An 18450-nucleotide genomic window follows, 5' to 3' on the forward strand; every position below is an offset into this window, starting at 1 on the left:
TCAGCCCTTCATCACGTTGATATCTTCGACGGCGATCGAACCGCGATTGCGGTAGAACGCCACCAGAATGGCCAGACCGATCGCAGCCTCGGCGGCGGCGACCGTCAGGATCAGCAGGGTGAAGACCTGGCCCGTAATGTCATGCAGCGCCGCGGAGAAGGCGACCATATTGATGTTCACCGCAAGCAGGATGAGTTCCACCGACATCAGGATGACGATGACGTTCTTGCGGTTGATGAAAATCCCAAGCACGCCGATGGTGAAGAGAACGGCGGCAACGGCGAGAAAATGGGAAAGATCGACGGCCATGTGTCAGATCCCCTGCCCTGGCTGAACTTTGACGACCTCGACCGACTGCGCCTTGGTGCGCGCCGATTGCAAGGCCGGATTCTGGCGCTTGACGCCTTCCTTGTGGCGCAGCGTCAGCACGATGGCGCCGATCATGGCCACCAGCAGCACCAGCCCGGCGCCTTGGAAGAAGAAGACATAGTGCGTGTAGAGCACGCGTCCGAGCGCCTCGGTGTTGGTGACGGAGGTGTCGATCTGCGTCTGCGGATTGACGACGATGCCGGGGGAGATCGCCCAGCCGACCACCACCATCAGGAGTTCGATCAGCACGATCAGGCCGACCAGGAAGCCGATCGGCAGATATTGCAGGAAGCCCTGGCGCAATTCGGTGAAATCGACGTCAAGCATCATCACCACGAAGAGGAAGAGCACGGCGACGGCGCCGACATAGACCACGATCAGGATCAGCGCGAGGAACTCAGCCCCGGTGAGCATGAACAAGCCGGCCGCGTTGACGAAGGCCAGGATCAGATAGAGCACCGAATGCACAGGGTTGCGCGACAGGATGACCATCAAGGCCGATGCCACGCAAACAAAGGCGAACAGGTAGAAGAAGGCTGTCGCCACATTCATGTTCAAACCCCTCTCCGGCTCGTTTCCGTGCCGTCTAGTCTCAACCGCTTCAGCGTGGCTGAAGCACTACAAACAAACTCGGCCCCGCAGGTCCGCTCGGTGCCTAGCGATAAGGCGCGTCCTTGGCGATATTCTTGGCGATTTCCCGCTCCCAGCGGTCACCATTGGCCAGAAGACGATCCTTGTCATAGAACAGTTCTTCGCGCGTCTCGACGGCGAACTCGAAGTTCGGCCCCTCGACGATGGCATCCACCGGGCAGGCTTCCTGGCAGAAGCCGCAATAGATGCATTTGACCATGTCGATGTCGTAGCGGGTGGTCCGCCGCGTACCGTCATTGCCGCGCGGGCCGGCCTCGATGGTGATGGCCTGGGCCGGGCAGATCGCCTCGCACAATTTGCAGGCGATGCAGCGTTCCTCGCCGTTGGGATAACGGCGCAGAGCGTGCTCGCCCCGGAAGCGCGGCGACAACCGTCCCTTTTCGAAAGGATAGTTCAGCGTCGCCTTCGGCTTGAAGAAATAGCGCATCGACAGGAAGAAGGCCGAAACGAATTCCTTCAGGAACAGAGCCTTGGCGGCCTGATCGAGACCGACACGCGGCCGGCTGGGATTGGCGGCGGTCATGGTGCCCATCCGGTGATCTGGAGGAAGCCAGCAACGATCACGACCATGGCGATCGACAGCGGCAGGAAGACTTTCCAGCCGAGACGCATCAGCTGGTCATAGCGGTAGCGCGGCACGAAAGCCTTCACCATCGCGAACATGAAGAATACGAAGGTCACCTTGACCAGGAACCAGATGAAGCCCGGGATCCAGGTGAAGGGCGGCAGATCGATCGGCGCGCTCCAGCCACCCATGAACAGGATGGTGGTCAGGGCGCACATGGTCATGATCGCCACATACTCGCCCAGCATGAACAGCAGGTAAGGCGTCGAGGCGTATTCGACCATGAAGCCGGCCACGAGTTCGGACTCGGCTTCGGCCAGGTCGAAGGGCGGCCGGTTCGTCTCGGCCAGGGCCGAGATGAAGAAGATGATGAACATCGGGAAGAGCGGCAGCCAGTACCAGTTCAGGAAGGTCAGCCAGGGCAGACCGATCAGGCTGGCGAGGCCGCGGCTCTGCTGAGCGTCGACGATGGCCGTCAGGTTCAGCGAACCGGCGCAAAGCAGCACGGTGATGATGACGAAGCCAATGGAGACTTCATAGGACACCATCTGGGCGGCGGCGCGCAGGGCCGACAGGAAGGGATATTTCGAGTTCGAGGCCCAGCCCGCCATGATGGTGCCGTAGACGCCGAGCGAGGAGATGGCGAAGACGTAGAGGACGCCGACATTGATGTCGGCGATCATGGTGCCGGCCGCCACCGGCAGCACCGCCCAGCCCGCCAGAGCGAGCACGCAGGTCACGAAGGGGGCAAGCAGGAAGACGCCCTTGTTCGCGCCTGCCGGGATCACCGGCTCCTTGAGCACGAATTTGAGCAGGTCGGCGAAGGACTGGAACAACCCCCACGGACCCACCACGTTGGGCCCGCGGCGCAGCTGCACGGCCGCCCAGACCTTGCGGTCGGCCAGCAGATAATAGGCGATGAAGACAAGCAGGCAGACCAGCAGCACCAGGCTTTGCACCAGCGGCAGGCCGACCTTCCAGAGCAGTGTTTCCCAGATCGTCATGGCCCGTCCTTATTCCGCCGCCAGCGGCAGCGCGCCCGAGGCGAGCTGCGAACACTGCGCCATCACGGCCGAAGCGCGCGCGATGGGGTTGGTCAAATAGAAATCGCTGATCGTTGCCGCGAAGGCCGACTTGTCGACGTCTCCGCCGAGTCCCGCCAGGGCCGTCACGCCGGAGGCATCGCCGGCGGCGACTTCGCCGATCCGGCCGAGGTGGGGAATTGCCGCGAACAAGGTCTTGCGCAAGGCACCGAGCGAGTCGTAGCCGAGTTTGGCGCCGAGCGCTTCAGAGAGCGCCCGCAGGATCGCCCAGTCCTCGCGCGCCTCACCCGGCGGGAACGCCGCGCGGTTGGCAAGCTGGACCCGCCCTTCGGTGTTGACGAACAGGCCCGAGCGTTCCGGATAGGCTGCCGCCGGCAGGATCACATCGGCACGATGCGCGCCGCGGTCACCGTGGCTCCCCTGATAGACCACGAAGGCGCCCGGTTCGATGGTGACCTCGTCGGCGCCCAGCAGGAAGAGCACGTCGAGTGCCCCGTCCCTAGCCATGCCGGCCGCATCGAGACCGCCCTCCCCCGGCACGAAGCCGACATCGAGCGCTCCCACGCGCGAGGCTGCATTGTGCAGCACGCCGAAGCCGTTCCAGCCGTCCTTGACCACGCCGAGGGCCTGGGCGGCCTTGGCGGCCAGCGAAAGCAGGGCCGCACCGTCGGCGCGCGCATAGACGCCGCTGCCCACGATGATGACGGGCTTGGCCGCCCCCTTCAGCAGGTCAGCGAACGAGCCCTTGCCGGCAGCCAGCTCGGCCAGGGTATCGGGGCCGGCTCCGACATAATCATAGTCGTAGGTCAGATCGGCCTGTTCACCGATCAGGCCAACCTTGACGCCGCGCAACCAACGCTTGCGGATGCGGGCATTGAGGACCGACGCTTCCTTGCGCGGATTGGTGCCGACCAACAGGATCGCGTCCGCCTCTTCAAGACCAGCGATCGTCGGGTTGAACAGGTAGCTGGCCCGGCCCAAAGCGGGATCGATCTTGGCGCCGTCCTGGCGGGCATCGAGGTTCTTGGAACCGAGCTTGCCGATGAGATCCTTCAACGCGAACAGCTCTTCCACCGCGGCGAGATCGCCGGCGATGGCGCCGATGCGCTCAGGCTTGGCTGCCTTCACCTTGGTCGCGATGGCGGCAAAGGCCTCCTGCCAACTCACAGGCGTCAGGCGACCGTCGACACGCAGATAGGGTCGGTCGAGGCGCTGGGTGCGCAGGCCGTCCCAGATGAAGCGGGTCTTGTCGGAGATCCACTCCTCGTTCACCAGTTCATTGGTCCGCGGCACAATGCGCAGCACTTCCCGCCCGCGCGCATCGATGCGGATGGCGGAGCCCACCGCATCCATCACGTCGACGGATTCGGTCTTGGAAAGCTCCCAGGGACGGGCATGGAATTCATAGGGCTTGGAGGTCAGGGCGCCGACCGGGCAGAGATCGATGACATTGCCCTGCAGTTCGGAACTCATCGCCTTTTCGAGATAGGTGGTGATCTCCATATCTTCGCCACGGCCGATGGCGCCGAGTTCGGAGACGCCGGCCACCTCAGTGGTAAAGCGGACGCAACGCGTGCAATGGATGCAGCGGTTCATCACCGTCTTGACCAGCGGGCCGATATATTTGTCCTCGACCGCACGCTTGTTCTCGGCATAGCGGTTCTTGTCGACGCCGTAGGCCATGGCCTGGTCCTGCAGGTCGCACTCGCCGCCCTGATCGCAGATCGGGCAGTCCAGCGGGTGGTTGATGAGCAGGAACTCCATCACCCCTTCGCGAGCCTTCTTGACCATCGGGCTCTTGGTGAGCACCACCGGCGGCTCGCCGTTCGGGCCAGGACGGAGGTCTCGTACCGCCATGGCGCAGGAGGCCGTGGGCTTGGGCGGACCGCCCTTCACCTCGACCAGACACATGCGGCAATTGCCGGCAATCGACAGGCGCTCGTGGAAGCAGAAACGCGGGATCTCTGCACCCGCGACCTCACAGGCCTGGAGGAGTGTGTACTCCGCCGGGACCTCGATTTCCTGTCCGTCGACGATCAACTTGGCCATGGATAACCTTGACGATCAGGCCTGGAATGCAAGACGCAGTCCAGACTCTTTCCAAACTCGACTTCGCAAAATTCAGTGCCGCGATCAACATCGCGAAACGAAAATTCAGCGCTGTGACAGGCCGGAAACGGGAGACGATCCCAGCCCAAAGTGTGTTGCGATTTGGTGGAGTCACCAAGAATCGCAAAACGCGTTCGATCAACGAGCCAGAGCAAAGTGCGTTTTCGCTAAAACGCGTTTTGCCTTGGTAGATTGTAACCGGCGGAAGCCGGCCTGTTATTCCGCCGCCTGCAGGACAGGATCGGAATGGGGGTTGGCGGCATACTGATCGATGCGCGCTTCGATCTCATGACGGAAATGGGTGATCAGGCCCTGGATGGGCCAGGCCGCCGCATCGCCGAGCGCACAGATCGTATGCCCTTCGACCTGCTTGGTGACGTCGAGCAGCATGTCGATCTCGCGCTTCTGGGCGCGGCCATCGGCCATGCGGGTGAGCACGCGCCACATCCAGCCCGTGCCCTCGCGGCAAGGGGTGCACTGGCCACAGCTCTCATGCTTGTAGAAATAGGCAAGCCGCGCGATCGTCCGCACCACGTCGGTGGACTTGTCCATCACGATGACTGCGGCGGTGCCGAGGCCAGAGCGCAGCTTCGACAGCGAGTCGAAGTCCATCGGCGTGTCGATGATCTGCTCGGCAGGCACCATGCGCACCGACGAACCACCGGGGATCACGGCCTTCAGATTGTCCCAGCCGCCACGGATGCCGCCGCAATGGCGCTCGATCAGTTCGCGGAACGGAATGCCCATCGCCTCTTCGACGTTACAGGGCTTGTTCACATGCCCCGACACGCAAAAGAGCTTGGTGCCGACATTGTTGGGATTGCCGATGCCAGCGAACCAGCCTGCGCCGCGGCGCAGGATCGTCGGGGCGACGGCAATCGACTCGACATTGTTCACTGTGGTCGGGCAGCCATAGAGCCCCATATTCGCCGGGAAGGGCGGCTTCATGCGCGGCATGCCCTTCTTGCCTTCGAGGCTTTCGAGCAGCGCGGTCTCCTCGCCGCAGATATAGGCGCCGGCACCGTGATGAACGTAGAGGTCGAAATCCCAGCCGTTCTTGTTGTTCTTGCCGATCAGGCCGGCCTCATAGGCCTCGTCCACGGCGCGCTGCAGAGCCTCGCGCTCGCGGATATATTCGCCGCGAATATAGATGTAGCAGGCATGCGCATTCATGGCGAAGGAGGCGATCAGGCAGCCTTCGACCAGATGCTGCGGATCATGCCGCATGATCTCACGGTCCTTGCAGGTGCCGGGCTCGGACTCGTCGGCGTTGACGACGAGATAATTCGGCCGTCCATCGGACTTCTTGGGCATGAACGACCATTTCAGGCCGGTCGGAAAGCCTGCGCCGCCGCGGCCCCTGAGCCCCGAGGCCTTCATCTCGTTGATGATCCAGTCCTGCCCCATCTCGAGGATCTGCTTGGTGCCATCCCACGAGCCACGCTTGATGGCCGCCTGCAGTCCGGGCGACTGGAGGCCGTAGAGATTGGTGAAGATGCGGTCGCGATCAGCAAGCATGGCGGATCCGGATATCTGAGAACGGGGATCGTCCTGTCGCCGATGCAAGGCTTGCGGCAGAACACGTCGTCGGAAAGGAGCCGGTCATCCCAACCCCTGCCCTGTTAAAAGTCACGATTTGGCCGGCGCCGCCGCAGCGACCTCGGCCGCCGCTGCCTTGGCAGCTTCCAGCTTGGTCTTTTCCTCGGCCAGGCGTTGCTTCCAGGAGCCGATCATCGAGCCGTCATAGAGCGACGGGTCTGTCAGGGTCTGGGCGCCGCCTTCCGGCTCGGACGAGAAGCGGCCATTCTGCGGCCCGGGCTTCACTTCCTTGCCGGCGGTAAGATCGTCGATGATGCGTTCCATGATCTCGGGGGTGAGATCCTCGTAGAAATCGGCATTGATCTGCACCATTGGTGCATTGCAGCAGGCGCCCAGGCATTCGACCTCGAGCCAAGAGAACTTGCCGTCATCCGTCACATGACGCTCGGGACCGATGCGCTTCTTGACCACGTCCCGGATGGCTCCGGCGCCACGCAATTGGCAGGGCGTCGTGCCGCAGAGCTGGATGAAATGTTTGCCGACCGGCTCCAGCGCGAACATGGTGTAGAAGGTCGCGACTTCCAGAACGCGGATCTTTGGCATGTCGAGACGGGCCGCGACCACCTCGATCGCCGCCTGGGATACCCAGCCACCGGCCTGCTCCTGCGCCTTCCACAACAGCGGAATCACCGCCGAAGCCTGGCGGCCGGGCGGATATTTGGCGATCTGCTTGTCCACCCACGCCTCGTTTTCGGGCGTGAAGGCAAAGCTTGCCGGCTGGAGTTCCTGGGGCGCGAGCCTGCGGACGGACATGCGCATTCCTCTTTAACTGCTAGAGCAAAGCGCGTTTTGGCAAACGCCCATTTACTCTCACTTCTGGTTTCGATGCGTCTTTGCGATTCGTGGTGATCCCCTCAAATCACAAGACGCTTTTGCAGCCGGTTCAAGGCCGGCTGCGACCTAAGAAATCAACGATCGACTTCGCCGAACACGATGTCGAGAGAACCCAGGATGGCGGAGACGTCGGCCAGCATGTAGCCGCGGCACAGCCAGTCCATCGACTGTAGATGCGCAAACCCTGGTGCGCGGATCTTGCAGCGATAGGGCTTGTTGCCGCCGTCGGAGACCAGATAGACGCCAAATTCGCCCTTGGGCGCTTCGACGGCCGCGTAAACCTCGCCGGCAGGCACGTGATAGCCCTCGGTGTAGAGCTTGAAATGATGGATGAGCGCTTCCATCGAGCGCTTCATCTCGCCGCGCTTGGGTGGCACGACCTTGTTGTCGGCGGCAGAAACCGGCCCGCTCGTCGTACGCAAAAGCGCGCAGCATTGCTTCATGATGCGGACCGATTGGCGCATCTCTTCCATGCGGATGCAGTAACGATCGTAATTGTCGCCGTTCTTGCCGATCGGAATGTCGAAATCGAGCTCGGAATAGCATTCGTAGGGTTGCGACTTGCGCAGATCCCAGGCGGCGCCCGAGCCACGCACCATCACACCCGAATAGCCCCATGCCCAGGCGTCATCCAAAGCGATGATGCCGATATCGACATTACGCTGCTTGAAGATGCGGTTGTCGGTGAGCAACCCCTCAAGGTCGTCGCAAACCTTGAGGAAGGGATCGCAGAAGGCCTCGATGTCGTCGATCAGTTCCGGCGGCAGGTCCTGGTGGACGCCGCCCGCGCGGAAATAGGCGGCATGCATGCGGCTGCCCGAGGCACGCTCGTAGAAGATCATCAGCTTCTCGCGCTCTTCGAAGCCCCACAGTGGCGGGGTCAGCGCACCACAATCCATGGCCTGCGTGGTGACGTTGAGCAGATGCGAGAGGATGCGGCCGATCTCGGAATAAAGGACGCGGACAAGCTGGCCACGCCTGGGCACTTCCAAGCCAAGCAGGCGTTCGATGGCCAGGCAATAGGCATGCTCCTGATTCATCGGCGCGACATAATCGAGCCGATCGAAATAGGGAATGGCCTGCATGAAGGTCTTGGCTTCGATCAACTTCTCGGTACCGCGATGCAGCAGGCCGATATGGGGATCGACACGCTCGACCACCTCGCCGTCCAGCTCCATGACCAGACGCAACACGCCGTGCGCCGCCGGATGCTGCGGGCCGAAATTGATCGCGAAATTGCGCAGATGCGGTTGGTCGTTCATGTCGTTTCCAAACTTTCCGAGTTGGCCAGCTTGTTCGGAGCCATTTCGAGAGTCTTGCTAGTCCTGATCCGGCGCGCGGGAACGCGTCAGCTCGCCTTCGCCTTCTCGTCGCCGGGCAGCACGTAATCGGTGCCTTCCCATGGCGACAGGAAATCGAAGTTGCGGAATTCCTGGTTGAGCCTGACGGGCTCGTAGACCACGCGCTTGGCTTCGTCGTCCCAGCGCACCTCGACAAACCCGGTCATCGGGAAGTCCTTGCGCAGGGGGTGGCCGTCAAAGCCGTAATCGGTCAGGAGCCGGCGCAGGTCGGGATGGCCGGTGAACAGGATGCCGTAGAGATCGTAGGCTTCGCGCTCGAACCAGAGCACGCCGGGGAACAGCTCGATAGCCGAGGGCACCGGGGTCGCCTCGTCCGTCTCCAGCTTCACGCGAATGCGCACGTTCTTGGTCGGCGAAAGCAGATGATAGACCACATCGAAGCGCTTCTCGCGAGCCGGATAGTCGGCTCCACAAACATCGATGATCGACACGAAGCGCGAGCCGGCGTCATCACGCAGATGCTTGAGAACAGCCAGGACGTTGTCTGCATCCGTGCTGACGGTCAATTCGCCGAAGGCGTGGACCAGGCCAGACACGGCTTGCGGAAAGGCAGTTTGAAGCGCCTCGCCGATCTCCTGCAGGGTTTGCGAATTTGCCATGTCAGCTCCGCTCAACGCTCGATAGTGCCGGTACGGCGGATCTTCTTCTGCAGCAGCAGCACGCCATAGAGCAGCGCTTCCGCAGTGGGCGGGCAGCCGGGCACGTAGATGTCAACGGGCACGATGCGATCGCAGCCACGCACGACCGCATAAGAGTAGTGGTAGTAGCCCCCACCATTGGCGCAGGAACCCATCGAGATCACGTAACGCGGCTCTGGCATCTGGTCATAGACCTTGCGCAGGGCCGGCGCCATCTTGTTGGTCAGGGTGCCCGCCACGATCATCACGTCGGACTGCCGAGGCGAGGCGCGCGGCGCGAAGCCGAAGCGCTCGACGTCGTAACGGGGCATCGAGACCTGCATCATCTCGACCGCGCAGCAGGCAAGGCCGAAGGTCATCCACATCAGCGAGCCGGTGCGGGCCCAGTTGATCAGGTTGTCGGCCGAGGTGACGAGGAAGCCGCGATCGGCCAGCTCAGCGTTGATGTCCACGAAAAACGGATCGGTCGAACCGACCGGCTTGCCGGTGTTCGGGTCGATGATGCCCTTGGGCGCCGGCGCCACCAGCGTGCCGCCGGCTGTGTCCAGGTTCAATCCCATTCGAGCGCGCCCTTCTTCCACTCATAAACGAAGCCGATGGTCAGCACGGCCAGGAAAATCATCATCGAGGTGAAGCCGAACAGGCCAACCTCCTTGAAACTGATCGCCCAGGGGAACAGGAATGCCACTTCGAGGTCGAAGATGATGAACAGGATCGACACCAGATAGAAGCGCACGTCGAACTTCATGCGCGCGTCGTCGAAGGCGTTGAACCCGCACTCATAGGCGGAAAGTTTTTCCGGGTCCGGGCGCTGATACGCCACGAGGAAGGGCGCCACCAGAAGCGCCAGGCCAATGACGGCCGAGACCCCGATGAAGATGATAAGCGGCAGATAGCCGGCGAGAAGGTTGTCCATCAGCACGAACCCTAAAGCGGCTTGCGATTTGGTGGGCTCACCAGGAATCGCAAAGACGCGTCGAGACAAAGAGTTGGAGCAATGCGGCGTTTTCGCTGAGACGCACGTTGCTCCAGCTGTGATCGACCGGGAGCGCTTGAACTCGGGGCCACCACGTTTGGACGATACGAGTATGGGCGCGCTTCGACAGCGGCGCTCACACCGGTCATCCCTCTACAGCGCTTTGGAAAACCACCATCATGCTGCGTCGTGAACGACCTGCAGCGAGCCTTAAACCACGGCTATGGGAGGCGCAAGCTTGGAAGCGTTCCAGCCAAGAGATTCCTACCGCACTGCGGCAGAATATCGGGCGATTCTGGCATGATCTTGGCGCATAGCCGATATGAGTTGCAAGGAGCCATATGCCTGCAACCGACCGCCTTGCGTATTGTCGGGCTGAAAATGCAAAAGCCAGCCCGAAGGCTGGCTTTTTGTCACAAATGGCGAGAGAGACGGGACTTGAACCCGCGACCTTCGGCGTGACAGGCCGACGCTCTAACCAACTGAGCTACTCCCCCGTCTCCGCCAGCGGCGGCGAACCGTGCTGGCGTGGCGCGGTGATTAGAGGGCCACCCGCGCAGTGTCAAGCGACATTTCGCAACGCACTGCAAATTCAGTTCGCAATGCGCGCCAGCCGAAAGCGCTTGATGTCCTCCGGCGTCAGAATCCGGATGCTTCCGACGCCATATCGCTCTGCGAGATCGATCAAAGCGGGGTTCACGCCCATTTTTTTTGAGTAGTCGCGCAGCATCTGCGTCACTTCCGGGAATCGCCTCGTGCTGCGCAGGACCGAGAGCGGATCGCTGCCGGAGCTGTTGGGCAGATATTCGCGATGCACGCCGACTCGCGATCCGGCCGTGACGAATCGCTTATTGCCGCCCATCAGCGCATAGACACAGGCCGACATGCAGGAGCCGTTGACCGCAATTGTCTGCCCGCCCAGCGTGATCACGCGTCCAACGAACACGCTCGTGCGCAATTTCCGCAGCACATGGCCCAGATTGACGCCTTCGACCAGATGGCCGCCGGGCGAATCGATGATCAGCACATTGCTGGTGCCGAGTTTCGAGGCCTGTTGAGCGAAGGCGATGAAACGCTGCACCGTGCCGCTCGTCATCTCGCCATTGGCGACCATCAGGCTAGGACAGCGCTTGCCGCATTTGGAGCCGAAGGACAGGCTCACCACCTTGAAGTCCATGGCGGCGGCGGATGCCGGCTGCGACAGGGCGGCCCAGCATAGCCCCATCGCAAGTGCCCCCAACCCGATGGCACGCAACAAAGAACCAATCATTATGTCTGCTTTTCCTTCGAGCAAAGCGCGTTTGGACGGAAACGTTTGTTTGCTCTCACTGTGTAGGTCCTACGCGTCTTTGCGTTTCCTGGCGATTCCGCCAGATCGCAAAACGCCATAGCCTAGCGGGTCGGACTCTATTCGATATCGGCGACCGGTGCCCGCACGACCCCTGCCGTTTCCAGCGCCCAGGCAGCCCGCAAGGCCAGATCCTCCCGCCAGGCGGGAGCGATGATCTGAACGCCAATCGGGAGTCTCTCGCCCTCGCTCCAGAGCGGCACCGTAACCACGGGCAATCCAATAAAGGAAATCGGTTGGGTAAACAGTCCGAGATTCGCACGAAGCGGCATAGTCTGGTCACCGATCTCGATAGTGGTCGCATCGATTCTGGGGGCTCGGCAGGGCGTGGCCGGTGCCAGGATCAGATCGATTCGTTCGAAGATGCGATGCATCTCCGCTTGGAACCAATGCCGAAAGTGATGCGCCGCTGTTACCCAGGTCGCTGGCACCATGTTGCCCGCGATCAAGCGGTCCCGCACGGCCGGCGCAAAATCCTTGGCGCGCACGCGCAGCCTTTCGCGATGCAGTCCTCCACTCTCGGTAATGGTGATCAGGAAGGCGGCAGCGCGGGCTATCGCTGCCTGGGGGACCTCGACGGTCTCGCTGGCGTCGAGCGCTTTGGCGCAGCGCCGTACGGCCTCGATAGCATCGCGATTGCCTTCTGGATGAAAGTAACCGTCGGCCACGGCGATACGCAGCCCCTCGATCCCCCGGCCGAGTTCGAACAGGGCCGGCTGCGCCGGGCGTTGAGCACAGCTTGGATCGTCGGGATCGGGCCCCTGCATTGCATCATAGGCGAAGGCGAGGTCGCGGGCCGAGCGTGCCAGCGGGCCCATGTGATCGAGGCTGGCGACGAAAGGAAAACTGCGTGCGCGGCTGAGTCGACCATAGGTCGGCTTCAGGCTGAACAGCCCACACAGAGAGGCCGGCACACGGATCGCTCCATTGGTGTCGCTGCCCAGGGCCAGGGGTACGAAGCCCGCCGCCACCGCGCTGGCCGGGCCGCTGGAGGATCCGCCGGCCAGATGATCGAGTGCGTGGGGATTTCGGGAAGGCGCCCCATGCGGGTTCTGGCCGGTGAAATCATAGGCGTATTCGCTCATGTTGAGCGCGCCCACGCAGATCGCCCCCTGCCCTTCCAGGCGCTCGATCAGCGTCGCATCCCGGGTGGCCGGCCGATTGTCCCGGTTGATCCTGGAACCCGCGAGTGTGACGAGACCGGCGATGTCGTAGAGGTTCTTCACGGCGAAGGGGACGCCGGCGAGGGCCCCGACCGGCTTGCCGGCGGAATGGCGGGCATCGATGGCATCGGCCCGTGCCAGTGCGCGCTCGGTGAGCACAGCGGTAAAGGCCCCCACTTTGCCATCCAGGCGTTCGATTCGCGCGAGGCTGTGCTCGATCGCCGCGCGGGCAGTGAAGCGGCCGCTGCGGATGCCGGAGGAGATTTCCAGAACGCCCAGTTGCGGCGAGCAGCCCTGATCGAGCAGGCTTGTCATGCTTCGAAAACCGCAGCGGGCTGATTGCTGTCCTCGATCGGGAAAGACAGCACCAGTTGCGCCAATTCGGCAGTCAATTTCAGATTGGCGGCGACGCCTTCACGAAAATCAGGATCGACTTCGATTCCGATCATCGGTGCCATCGCATCGATGACCGCCTGCGCATCGAATTCGGGTTTGTCGCTCATCGCATCGCCCCTCGAGAAAGATGTAGGCGGACTGTCCCTCCTTCATCTCGCGAAGACAAGCCAAATGATAGGGCATCACCGAAGTTTGCGCAGGCGACGCCTCTCCATATGCTTGGCTAGGCGAAGAAACCGGAAATAGGCATAGTTCGTCGCCGTCGCGATGCCGTAGAGGCCGCGTACGAAATGACGGCGTACAATATAGGCCTTCAGGAAGTTGAGGGGGAACTCGGTCAGAATCCGCCAACTGCCGAGTGTCTTTCCTCTCTTGTCGAGATCTTCGGCCTGTTGCTCGGTATAGGCATTCAACTTGGCAATTTCGTCGCCGAGCGAGCGAATCGAATAATGATGAATGCGCCCCTTGAGCCGTGCGATTCGCGGCTGATCGTTGAAATGCACGCGATCGTGCACGGTCGAATCGGCATAGCGGCCACGATCGAATCGATAGAGCCGCACCGGCGCCAACGTGTATCCCCAGCGATGAGGCTCCCTTTCCCCCGGAAAGACCTCCGCGATGTTGATCTCGTACCCATCGGCCTGAGGGCCGCTGCCCGAGAACAGGGTGCGGATCTCGGCCGCAAGCTGCGAGGACACGACCTCGTCCGCGTCGATATTGAGGATCCAGTTGTGGCGGCATTGCGTTTCGGCGAAGCGCTTTTGCGGACCATAGCCGGGCCAGGCATTGTGGATCACCTTGGCGCCGAGCTTCTCGGCGATCGCCTGCGTGCCGTCGGTCGATCCTGAATCGACCACGACGAGATCATCCGTTAGGGCGCGCACCGCTTCAATCGTCGCGCCGATGCGATCGGCCTCGTTGAAGGCGATGATGAAGACGGACAATGGCGGCGGGCCCGGCAGCCCGGATGGTGATGCGGGTGGCGACATGGCGGTGATCTAATCGATGCCTCGAAAAATGACCAGCCCGTCGACCGGAACCCCGGGATTTTGTCCATCCCGACGTTGCGGCATCCGCCTAATGGCCAAGAGCAGCGCTCATCTTGCTGTGGTATTATTCATCGCGCACAAGGTATGGTTGTAACGAAAGATCCCGCAAGGACGAAGATGTCATCGTCGCCGGCTTGGGTTCCCGGCGCAGGCGTCATGCAAGCCTTCGCTCTCGTCTCGTGATCGAGCCAGTTCAGGCGTCGCCAATTTCACGGTTCAAGTCGCAGATCGCTGTCACCCGGCAGTGATGCCTCATGCCTGCCTCGAAACGAAACACGCAAGGACCGCATCGCCGAGGGAATCCGATCGGAATGCCGACGACGGCCGCATCCAACGACAGGAGAGCAGCGATGGCCGTACAGAATAGAACGATAGACCCCGACAAGCTCAACGCCTTCATGGGCAAGATGCTCGGCGATGTCGGCGCCGCGATAAATGCGTCGCTGCTCCTCATCGGCGACAAGCTCGGCCTCTACAAGGCCCTCGCAGAGGCCGGGCCGATGACATCTCAGGAACTCGCCGAGAAGACCGGGACCTCCGAGCGTTACATACGCGAATGGCTCGCCGCGCAAGCCGCATCCGACTATGTGGACTATGATCCCGGGACCGGCTGCTTTTCCATGCAGCCGGAGCAGGCCGCGGTCTTTGCCGATGAAGACAGCCCCGTCTTTCTGGGTGCTGTCGGCGATCTTGTCGCCGCGACCTTGCGAGACGAACCGGCCATCTCCGATGCGTTCCGGACTGGCAAGGGGGTCGGCTGGGACAAGCGGAACAAATGCCTGTTCTGCGGCACGGCCCGTTTTTTCCGCACCGCCTATCGCCACCATCTCGTGCAGGAATGGCTGCCCGCCTTGGACGGTGTGGTTGAAAAACTGGAGCAAGGCGCGAGCGTTGCCGATATCGGCTGCGGACACGGCGTCTCGACCATGATCATGGCTCGCGCCTTCCCCAATTCACGCTTTCACGGCTTCGACTATCACCCCGGCTCGATCGAAGACGCCAGAAGTGCCGCCGCAGCCGCGGGAATCGCCGACCGCGTCACCTTTGAGGTGAGCACGGCCAAGACGGTGCCGGCGCACGGCTACGATCTTGTATGTTTCTTCGATTGCCTGCACGACATGGGTGATCCTGTCGGAGCCTTGCGCCACGTCAGGACGACGATGGCCCCTGAAGGCACCTGCATGCTGGTGGAACCCTTCGCCAATGACAGGCTCGAGGATAATTTCAATCCGGTCGGGCGTATCTACTACGCCGCTTCCACCATGATCTGCACGCCGGCCTCACTCGACCAGGAAGTCGGCCTGGCGCTCGGCGCGCAAGCCGGGGAGGCTCGGCTGCGCAAGGTGGCGGCGGAAGCCGGTTTCACCCGCTTCCGTCGTGCAACGGAAACACCGTTCAATCTCATCCTCGAAGCGAGGCCGTAACCAGAGCGGGATGAAGCCTGCCGGCCGTTCAGGCCGGCAGCATCTTGCGGTACTGGATGAAGCCCGAACGGGACGCTACCTGGTCGTAGACGGCTTGCGCTTCCACATTGGTTTCGTGCGTCAGCCAATAGACGCGGCTGGCACCCCAGCGCGTGGCTTCCTGATAGGACCATTCGATCAATCCGCGGGCGACGCCTTGGCGGCGCGCCCATTCGGCGGTGAACAGGTCCTGCAGATAGCAATAGGGGCCCGGCGTCCAGGTCGAGCGATGCAGGATCAGGTGCACGATGCCGGCAAGCCGGCCGTCGATGAAGGCGCCATAGGCGGACATCGGCTCGGCGGGATCGTGGAATCGTGCCCAGGTCAGTGCCGTGGTCTCCTCGGGCACCGACGCCTTGTAGAAAGTGAGGTAGCCCTGCCAGAGCGCTTCCCAGGCAGGGCGTTCCTCGGCCGTGAGCGCACGAATATCCATCAGTCGAGATTGAATTTCGACATCTGGCGATGTTCGCCATGGATGCGGCGCACCGTGCCGTTGAGCGAACGGTAGATCACCGTCTCGGTGGTGATCACGGGCCCGCGGAACTTCACGCCCTGGAGCAGAGCCCCGTCGGTCACGCCGGTCGCGGCAACGATGACGTCCCCGGAGGCGAGTTCCTCCATCTTGTATTTGCGGGCCGGATCGGTGACGCCCATCTTCAGGGCGCGCTCACGCTTGGCCTCGGTGTCGAGGATGAGACGGGCCTGCATCTGGCCGCCGACGCAGCGCAGTGCCGCAGCCGCCAGCACGCCTTCCGGAGCGCCGCCGATGCCCAGATAGATGTCGATGCCGGTCTCGTGGGCATTGGTGGTGAAGATGACTCCCGCGACGTCGCCGTCGGTGATGACGCGAATCGAAGCGCCGACCTTGCGGATCGCCTCGATGATCGGGGCGTGGCGCGGACGATCGAGCACCAGCGCGGTCAGTTCGCGCGGCTTGACGCCCTTGGCCTTGGCCAGGGCATGCAGATTGTCTTCCACGCTGGCGTCGAGATCGACGATGCCTTCGGCATAACCGGGCCCGATGGCGATCTTGTCCATATAGACGTCCGGCGCGTTGAGGAGCGAACCGGCCGAGGCCATCGCCATCACGGCGATCGAACCCGGCATGTCCTTGGCGCAGAGCGTGGTGCCTTCCAGCGGATCGACGGCGATGTCGACCTTGGGGCCAAGGCCATTGCCGACCTTTTCGCCGATGAACAGCATCGGCGCCTCGTCGCGCTCACCCTCGCCGATGACGACGGTACCGTCGATCGGCATCTTGTTGAGCTCGCGCCGCATGGCGTCGACAGCCGCCTTGTCTGCGGCCTTTTCATCCCCTCTTCCACGCAGCAATGCCGAGGCAACGGCGGCGCGTTCGGTCACACGAACCAGTTCAAGGGAAAGGATGCGCTCAATGACATCCGTCGGCTTGACCTGAATAATCTCCGACATGGCTTCCTCCGTTGTTAGGCGTGTCGTCAGTTATGGTTTGGCGTTTGACGAGGTCAAACCATAACTGGCGACACGCCCTGAGATGTTGCTTATTCGCGCTCGATGCGGATCAATTGCGGCGTTTCCACGATGTAGCCATCGGAAACCATGGCGTCGACGGCGCCGCGAATATCCGCCTCGGTCGTGGCGTAGGTAATGAGGATGACGGGCACCGCGCCGGCGACCTTGCTCGGGTCGTCGCCACCATAGACCCTGCCGCCCCGGTGCTTCTGCACGATCGATTCCAGCGAAATCCCGCGTTCGGCCATGCGGGTGGCGATGCCCGCCGCCGCGCCCGGCCTGTCCGCCACCGAAAGGCGGACATAATAACCGCCCTTGTGGGCCTGCATGGCGGCCGCCGGCAGCGGCTCAAGATCACCGGTCTTGCGCCCGAACGGTGCTATGGCCTGTCCTCGCGCGATATCAGCAATATCGCCGACCACCGCAGAGGCCGTAGCCTCGCCGCCCGCGCCGGGGCCGACCAGGGTCAGTTCCGGAACGGCATCGGCATCGACAGCCACCGCATTGGTGACGCCGTTGACCTGCGCGATCGGGGTCGACTTCGGTACCATGGTGGGGTGAACACGCTGCTCCACACCCGCTTCGGAACGGGTGGCGACCCCGAGCAGCTTGACGCGATAGCCAAGTTCGTCGGCGGCCAGCAGATCCTCGGTGGTGATGCGCTCGATACCCTCGACATGGATGGCATCGGCATTCACCTGCGTGCCGAAGGCCAGGCTGGTGAGCAGAGCCAGCTTATGGGCGGTATCGAAGCCGCCAATATCGAAGGTGGGGTCGGCTTCGGCATAGCCCAGGCGCTGAGCCTCCTTCAGGCAGGCGTCGAAAGACAGGCCCTCGGCCTCCATCTTGGTCAGGATGTAGTTGCAGGTGCCGTTCAGGATGCCGTAGACGCGATCGATATTGTTGCCGATAAGCGCCTCGCGCAGCGTCTTGATGATCGGCACGCCGCCGGCAACGGCTGCTTCGAAATTAAGAGCGACGCCGGCCTCCTCTGCCCGCCTGGCGAGATCAAAGCCATGGCGCGCCAGCAGAGCCTTGTTGGCCGTTACCACCGGCTTGCCGGCATCGAGGGCCGCCTTCACCGCCTCATGCGCTGCTCCCTCCTCGCCGCCCATCAATTCGACGAAGACATCGATGCCGGGATCGCGAGCCAGCTCGACCGGATCGTCGAACCAGCGAAAGCGCTCCATCGGCAAGCCGCGGTCGCGCGTTCGCGAACGGGCGGAAACGGCGGTGACCGTCACGCCCCGGCCGCAACTGGCGGCAAGCGCATTGGCACGACGATCGAGAAGGCGAATGGTGGAGGCACCGACGGTGCCAAGGCCGGCAATACCGATTTTAAGAGGATCAGCCATCATCAGTCCGAACTAGAGATTGCGCACTTGTGCAATGGCA

The 18450-nt window shown here is 62.4% G+C and carries 18 protein-coding genes, 1 tRNA gene and 1 pseudogene; 1 reads left to right on the forward strand and 19 read right to left on the reverse strand.

All coding sequences use genetic code 11. The features are described 5' to 3' along the window. The 16 genes and pseudogenes from nuoK to ACR9ZN_RS11730 all read right to left on the reverse strand — a co-directional run bounded on the left by nuoK (position 1) and on the right by ACR9ZN_RS11730 (position 14041). On the reverse strand, positions 1–309 hold the full coding sequence (gene nuoK / locus ACR9ZN_RS11655; RefSeq protein WP_068282543.1) for an NADH-quinone oxidoreductase subunit NuoK: 309 nt from the start codon (positions 307–309) through the stop codon (positions 1–3). Positions 310–312: 3 nt separating this feature from the next. Then, positions 313–921: an NADH-quinone oxidoreductase subunit J gene (locus ACR9ZN_RS11660; protein WP_434956622.1), complete on the reverse strand. Its 609-nt coding sequence runs from the start codon at positions 919–921 to the stop codon at positions 313–315. A gap of 103 nt (positions 922–1024) precedes the next feature. Continuing rightward, positions 1025–1543: an NADH-quinone oxidoreductase subunit NuoI gene (gene nuoI, locus ACR9ZN_RS11665; RefSeq protein WP_068282998.1), complete on the reverse strand. Its 519-nt coding sequence runs from the start codon at positions 1541–1543 to the stop codon at positions 1025–1027. Beyond that, complete coding sequence (gene nuoH, locus ACR9ZN_RS11670) at positions 1540–2589, reverse strand: NADH-quinone oxidoreductase subunit NuoH (protein ID WP_434956623.1); 1050 nt, start codon at positions 2587–2589, stop codon at positions 1540–1542. The genes nuoI and nuoH overlap by 4 nt, the downstream gene beginning before the upstream one ends. Positions 2590–2598: 9 nt before the next feature. Continuing rightward, positions 2599–4677, reverse strand: a complete 2079-nt coding sequence (nuoG, locus tag ACR9ZN_RS11675) for an NADH-quinone oxidoreductase subunit NuoG (protein WP_481272295.1) — start codon at positions 4675–4677, stop codon at positions 2599–2601. 276 nt (positions 4678–4953) lie between these two features. Beyond that, positions 4954–6255 carry an NADH-quinone oxidoreductase subunit NuoF gene (gene nuoF, locus ACR9ZN_RS11680; RefSeq protein WP_441771858.1) on the reverse strand — a complete coding sequence of 434 codons (1302 nt, stop codon included), beginning with the start codon at positions 6253–6255 and terminating at the stop codon, positions 4954–4956. A 123-nt stretch (positions 6256–6378) separates the two neighbouring features. Next, positions 6379–7089 (reverse strand): annotated as a pseudogene (nuoE, locus tag ACR9ZN_RS11685) (NADH-quinone oxidoreductase subunit NuoE); the annotation flags it as partial. 155 nt (positions 7090–7244) lie between these two features. Then, on the reverse strand, positions 7245–8432 hold the full coding sequence (locus tag ACR9ZN_RS11690) for an NADH-quinone oxidoreductase subunit D (RefSeq protein ID WP_434956626.1): 1188 nt from the start codon (positions 8430–8432) through the stop codon (positions 7245–7247). Between the two features lie 86 nt (positions 8433–8518). Next, on the reverse strand, positions 8519–9130 hold the full coding sequence (locus tag ACR9ZN_RS11695) for an NADH-quinone oxidoreductase subunit C (protein ID WP_481272296.1): 612 nt from the start codon (positions 9128–9130) through the stop codon (positions 8519–8521). Between the two features lie 11 nt (positions 9131–9141). Continuing rightward, a complete protein-coding gene (locus ACR9ZN_RS11700; RefSeq protein ID WP_149255038.1) occupies positions 9142–9729 on the reverse strand; it encodes a NuoB/complex I 20 kDa subunit family protein in 588 nt (195 codons plus the stop codon). Continuing rightward, positions 9720–10085 (reverse strand): NADH-quinone oxidoreductase subunit A, encoded by a 366-nt coding sequence (locus ACR9ZN_RS11705; RefSeq protein ID WP_441771860.1) that lies wholly within the window; start codon positions 10083–10085, stop codon positions 9720–9722. Before ACR9ZN_RS11705 ends, ACR9ZN_RS11700 begins: the two co-directional genes overlap by 10 nt. A 480-nt stretch (positions 10086–10565) precedes the next feature. Then, a tRNA-Asp gene (locus tag ACR9ZN_RS11710) sits at positions 10566–10642 on the reverse strand. A 95-nt stretch (positions 10643–10737) separates the two neighbouring features. Continuing rightward, positions 10738–11415: a COG3904 family protein gene (locus tag ACR9ZN_RS11715; RefSeq protein WP_454814090.1), complete on the reverse strand. Its 678-nt coding sequence runs from the start codon at positions 11413–11415 to the stop codon at positions 10738–10740. 137 nt (positions 11416–11552) lie between these two features. After that, on the reverse strand, positions 11553–12971 hold the full coding sequence (locus ACR9ZN_RS11720; protein WP_481272297.1) for an AtzE family amidohydrolase: 1419 nt from the start codon (positions 12969–12971) through the stop codon (positions 11553–11555). Beyond that, positions 12968–13159, reverse strand: a complete 192-nt coding sequence (locus ACR9ZN_RS11725; protein ID WP_434956631.1) for a DUF4089 domain-containing protein — start codon at positions 13157–13159, stop codon at positions 12968–12970. The genes ACR9ZN_RS11720 and ACR9ZN_RS11725 overlap by 4 nt, the downstream gene beginning before the upstream one ends. A gap of 75 nt (positions 13160–13234) precedes the next feature. Next, positions 13235–14041 carry a glycosyltransferase family 2 protein gene (locus ACR9ZN_RS11730; RefSeq protein ID WP_441771862.1) on the reverse strand — a complete coding sequence of 269 codons (807 nt, stop codon included), beginning with the start codon at positions 14039–14041 and terminating at the stop codon, positions 13235–13237. A gap of 410 nt (positions 14042–14451) precedes the next feature. Here ACR9ZN_RS11730 and ACR9ZN_RS11735 point away from each other — a divergent pair, with 410 nt between their 5' ends. Next, complete coding sequence (locus tag ACR9ZN_RS11735; RefSeq protein ID WP_481272298.1) at positions 14452–15525, forward strand: class I SAM-dependent methyltransferase; 1074 nt, start codon at positions 14452–14454, stop codon at positions 15523–15525. A gap of 28 nt (positions 15526–15553) precedes the next feature. On the opposite strand, the gene ACR9ZN_RS11740 is transcribed toward ACR9ZN_RS11735, so the two are convergent. The 3 genes from ACR9ZN_RS11740 to ACR9ZN_RS11750 all read right to left on the reverse strand — a co-directional run bounded on the left by ACR9ZN_RS11740 (position 15554) and on the right by ACR9ZN_RS11750 (position 18410). After that, positions 15554–15997, reverse strand: a complete 444-nt coding sequence (locus ACR9ZN_RS11740; RefSeq protein ID WP_454814092.1) for a GNAT family N-acetyltransferase — start codon at positions 15995–15997, stop codon at positions 15554–15556. Next, positions 15997–16995 (reverse strand): class II fructose-bisphosphatase, encoded by a 999-nt coding sequence (glpX, locus tag ACR9ZN_RS11745; RefSeq protein WP_434956635.1) that lies wholly within the window; start codon positions 16993–16995, stop codon positions 15997–15999. The genes ACR9ZN_RS11740 and glpX overlap by 1 nt, the downstream gene beginning before the upstream one ends. 89 nt (positions 16996–17084) lie before the next feature. Then, positions 17085–18410, reverse strand: a complete 1326-nt coding sequence (locus ACR9ZN_RS11750; RefSeq protein WP_481272299.1) for a homoserine dehydrogenase — start codon at positions 18408–18410, stop codon at positions 17085–17087. Positions 18411–18450: the final 40 nt, after the last annotated feature.

The organism is Labrys sp. HAY1-8F, assembly GCF_056754975.1.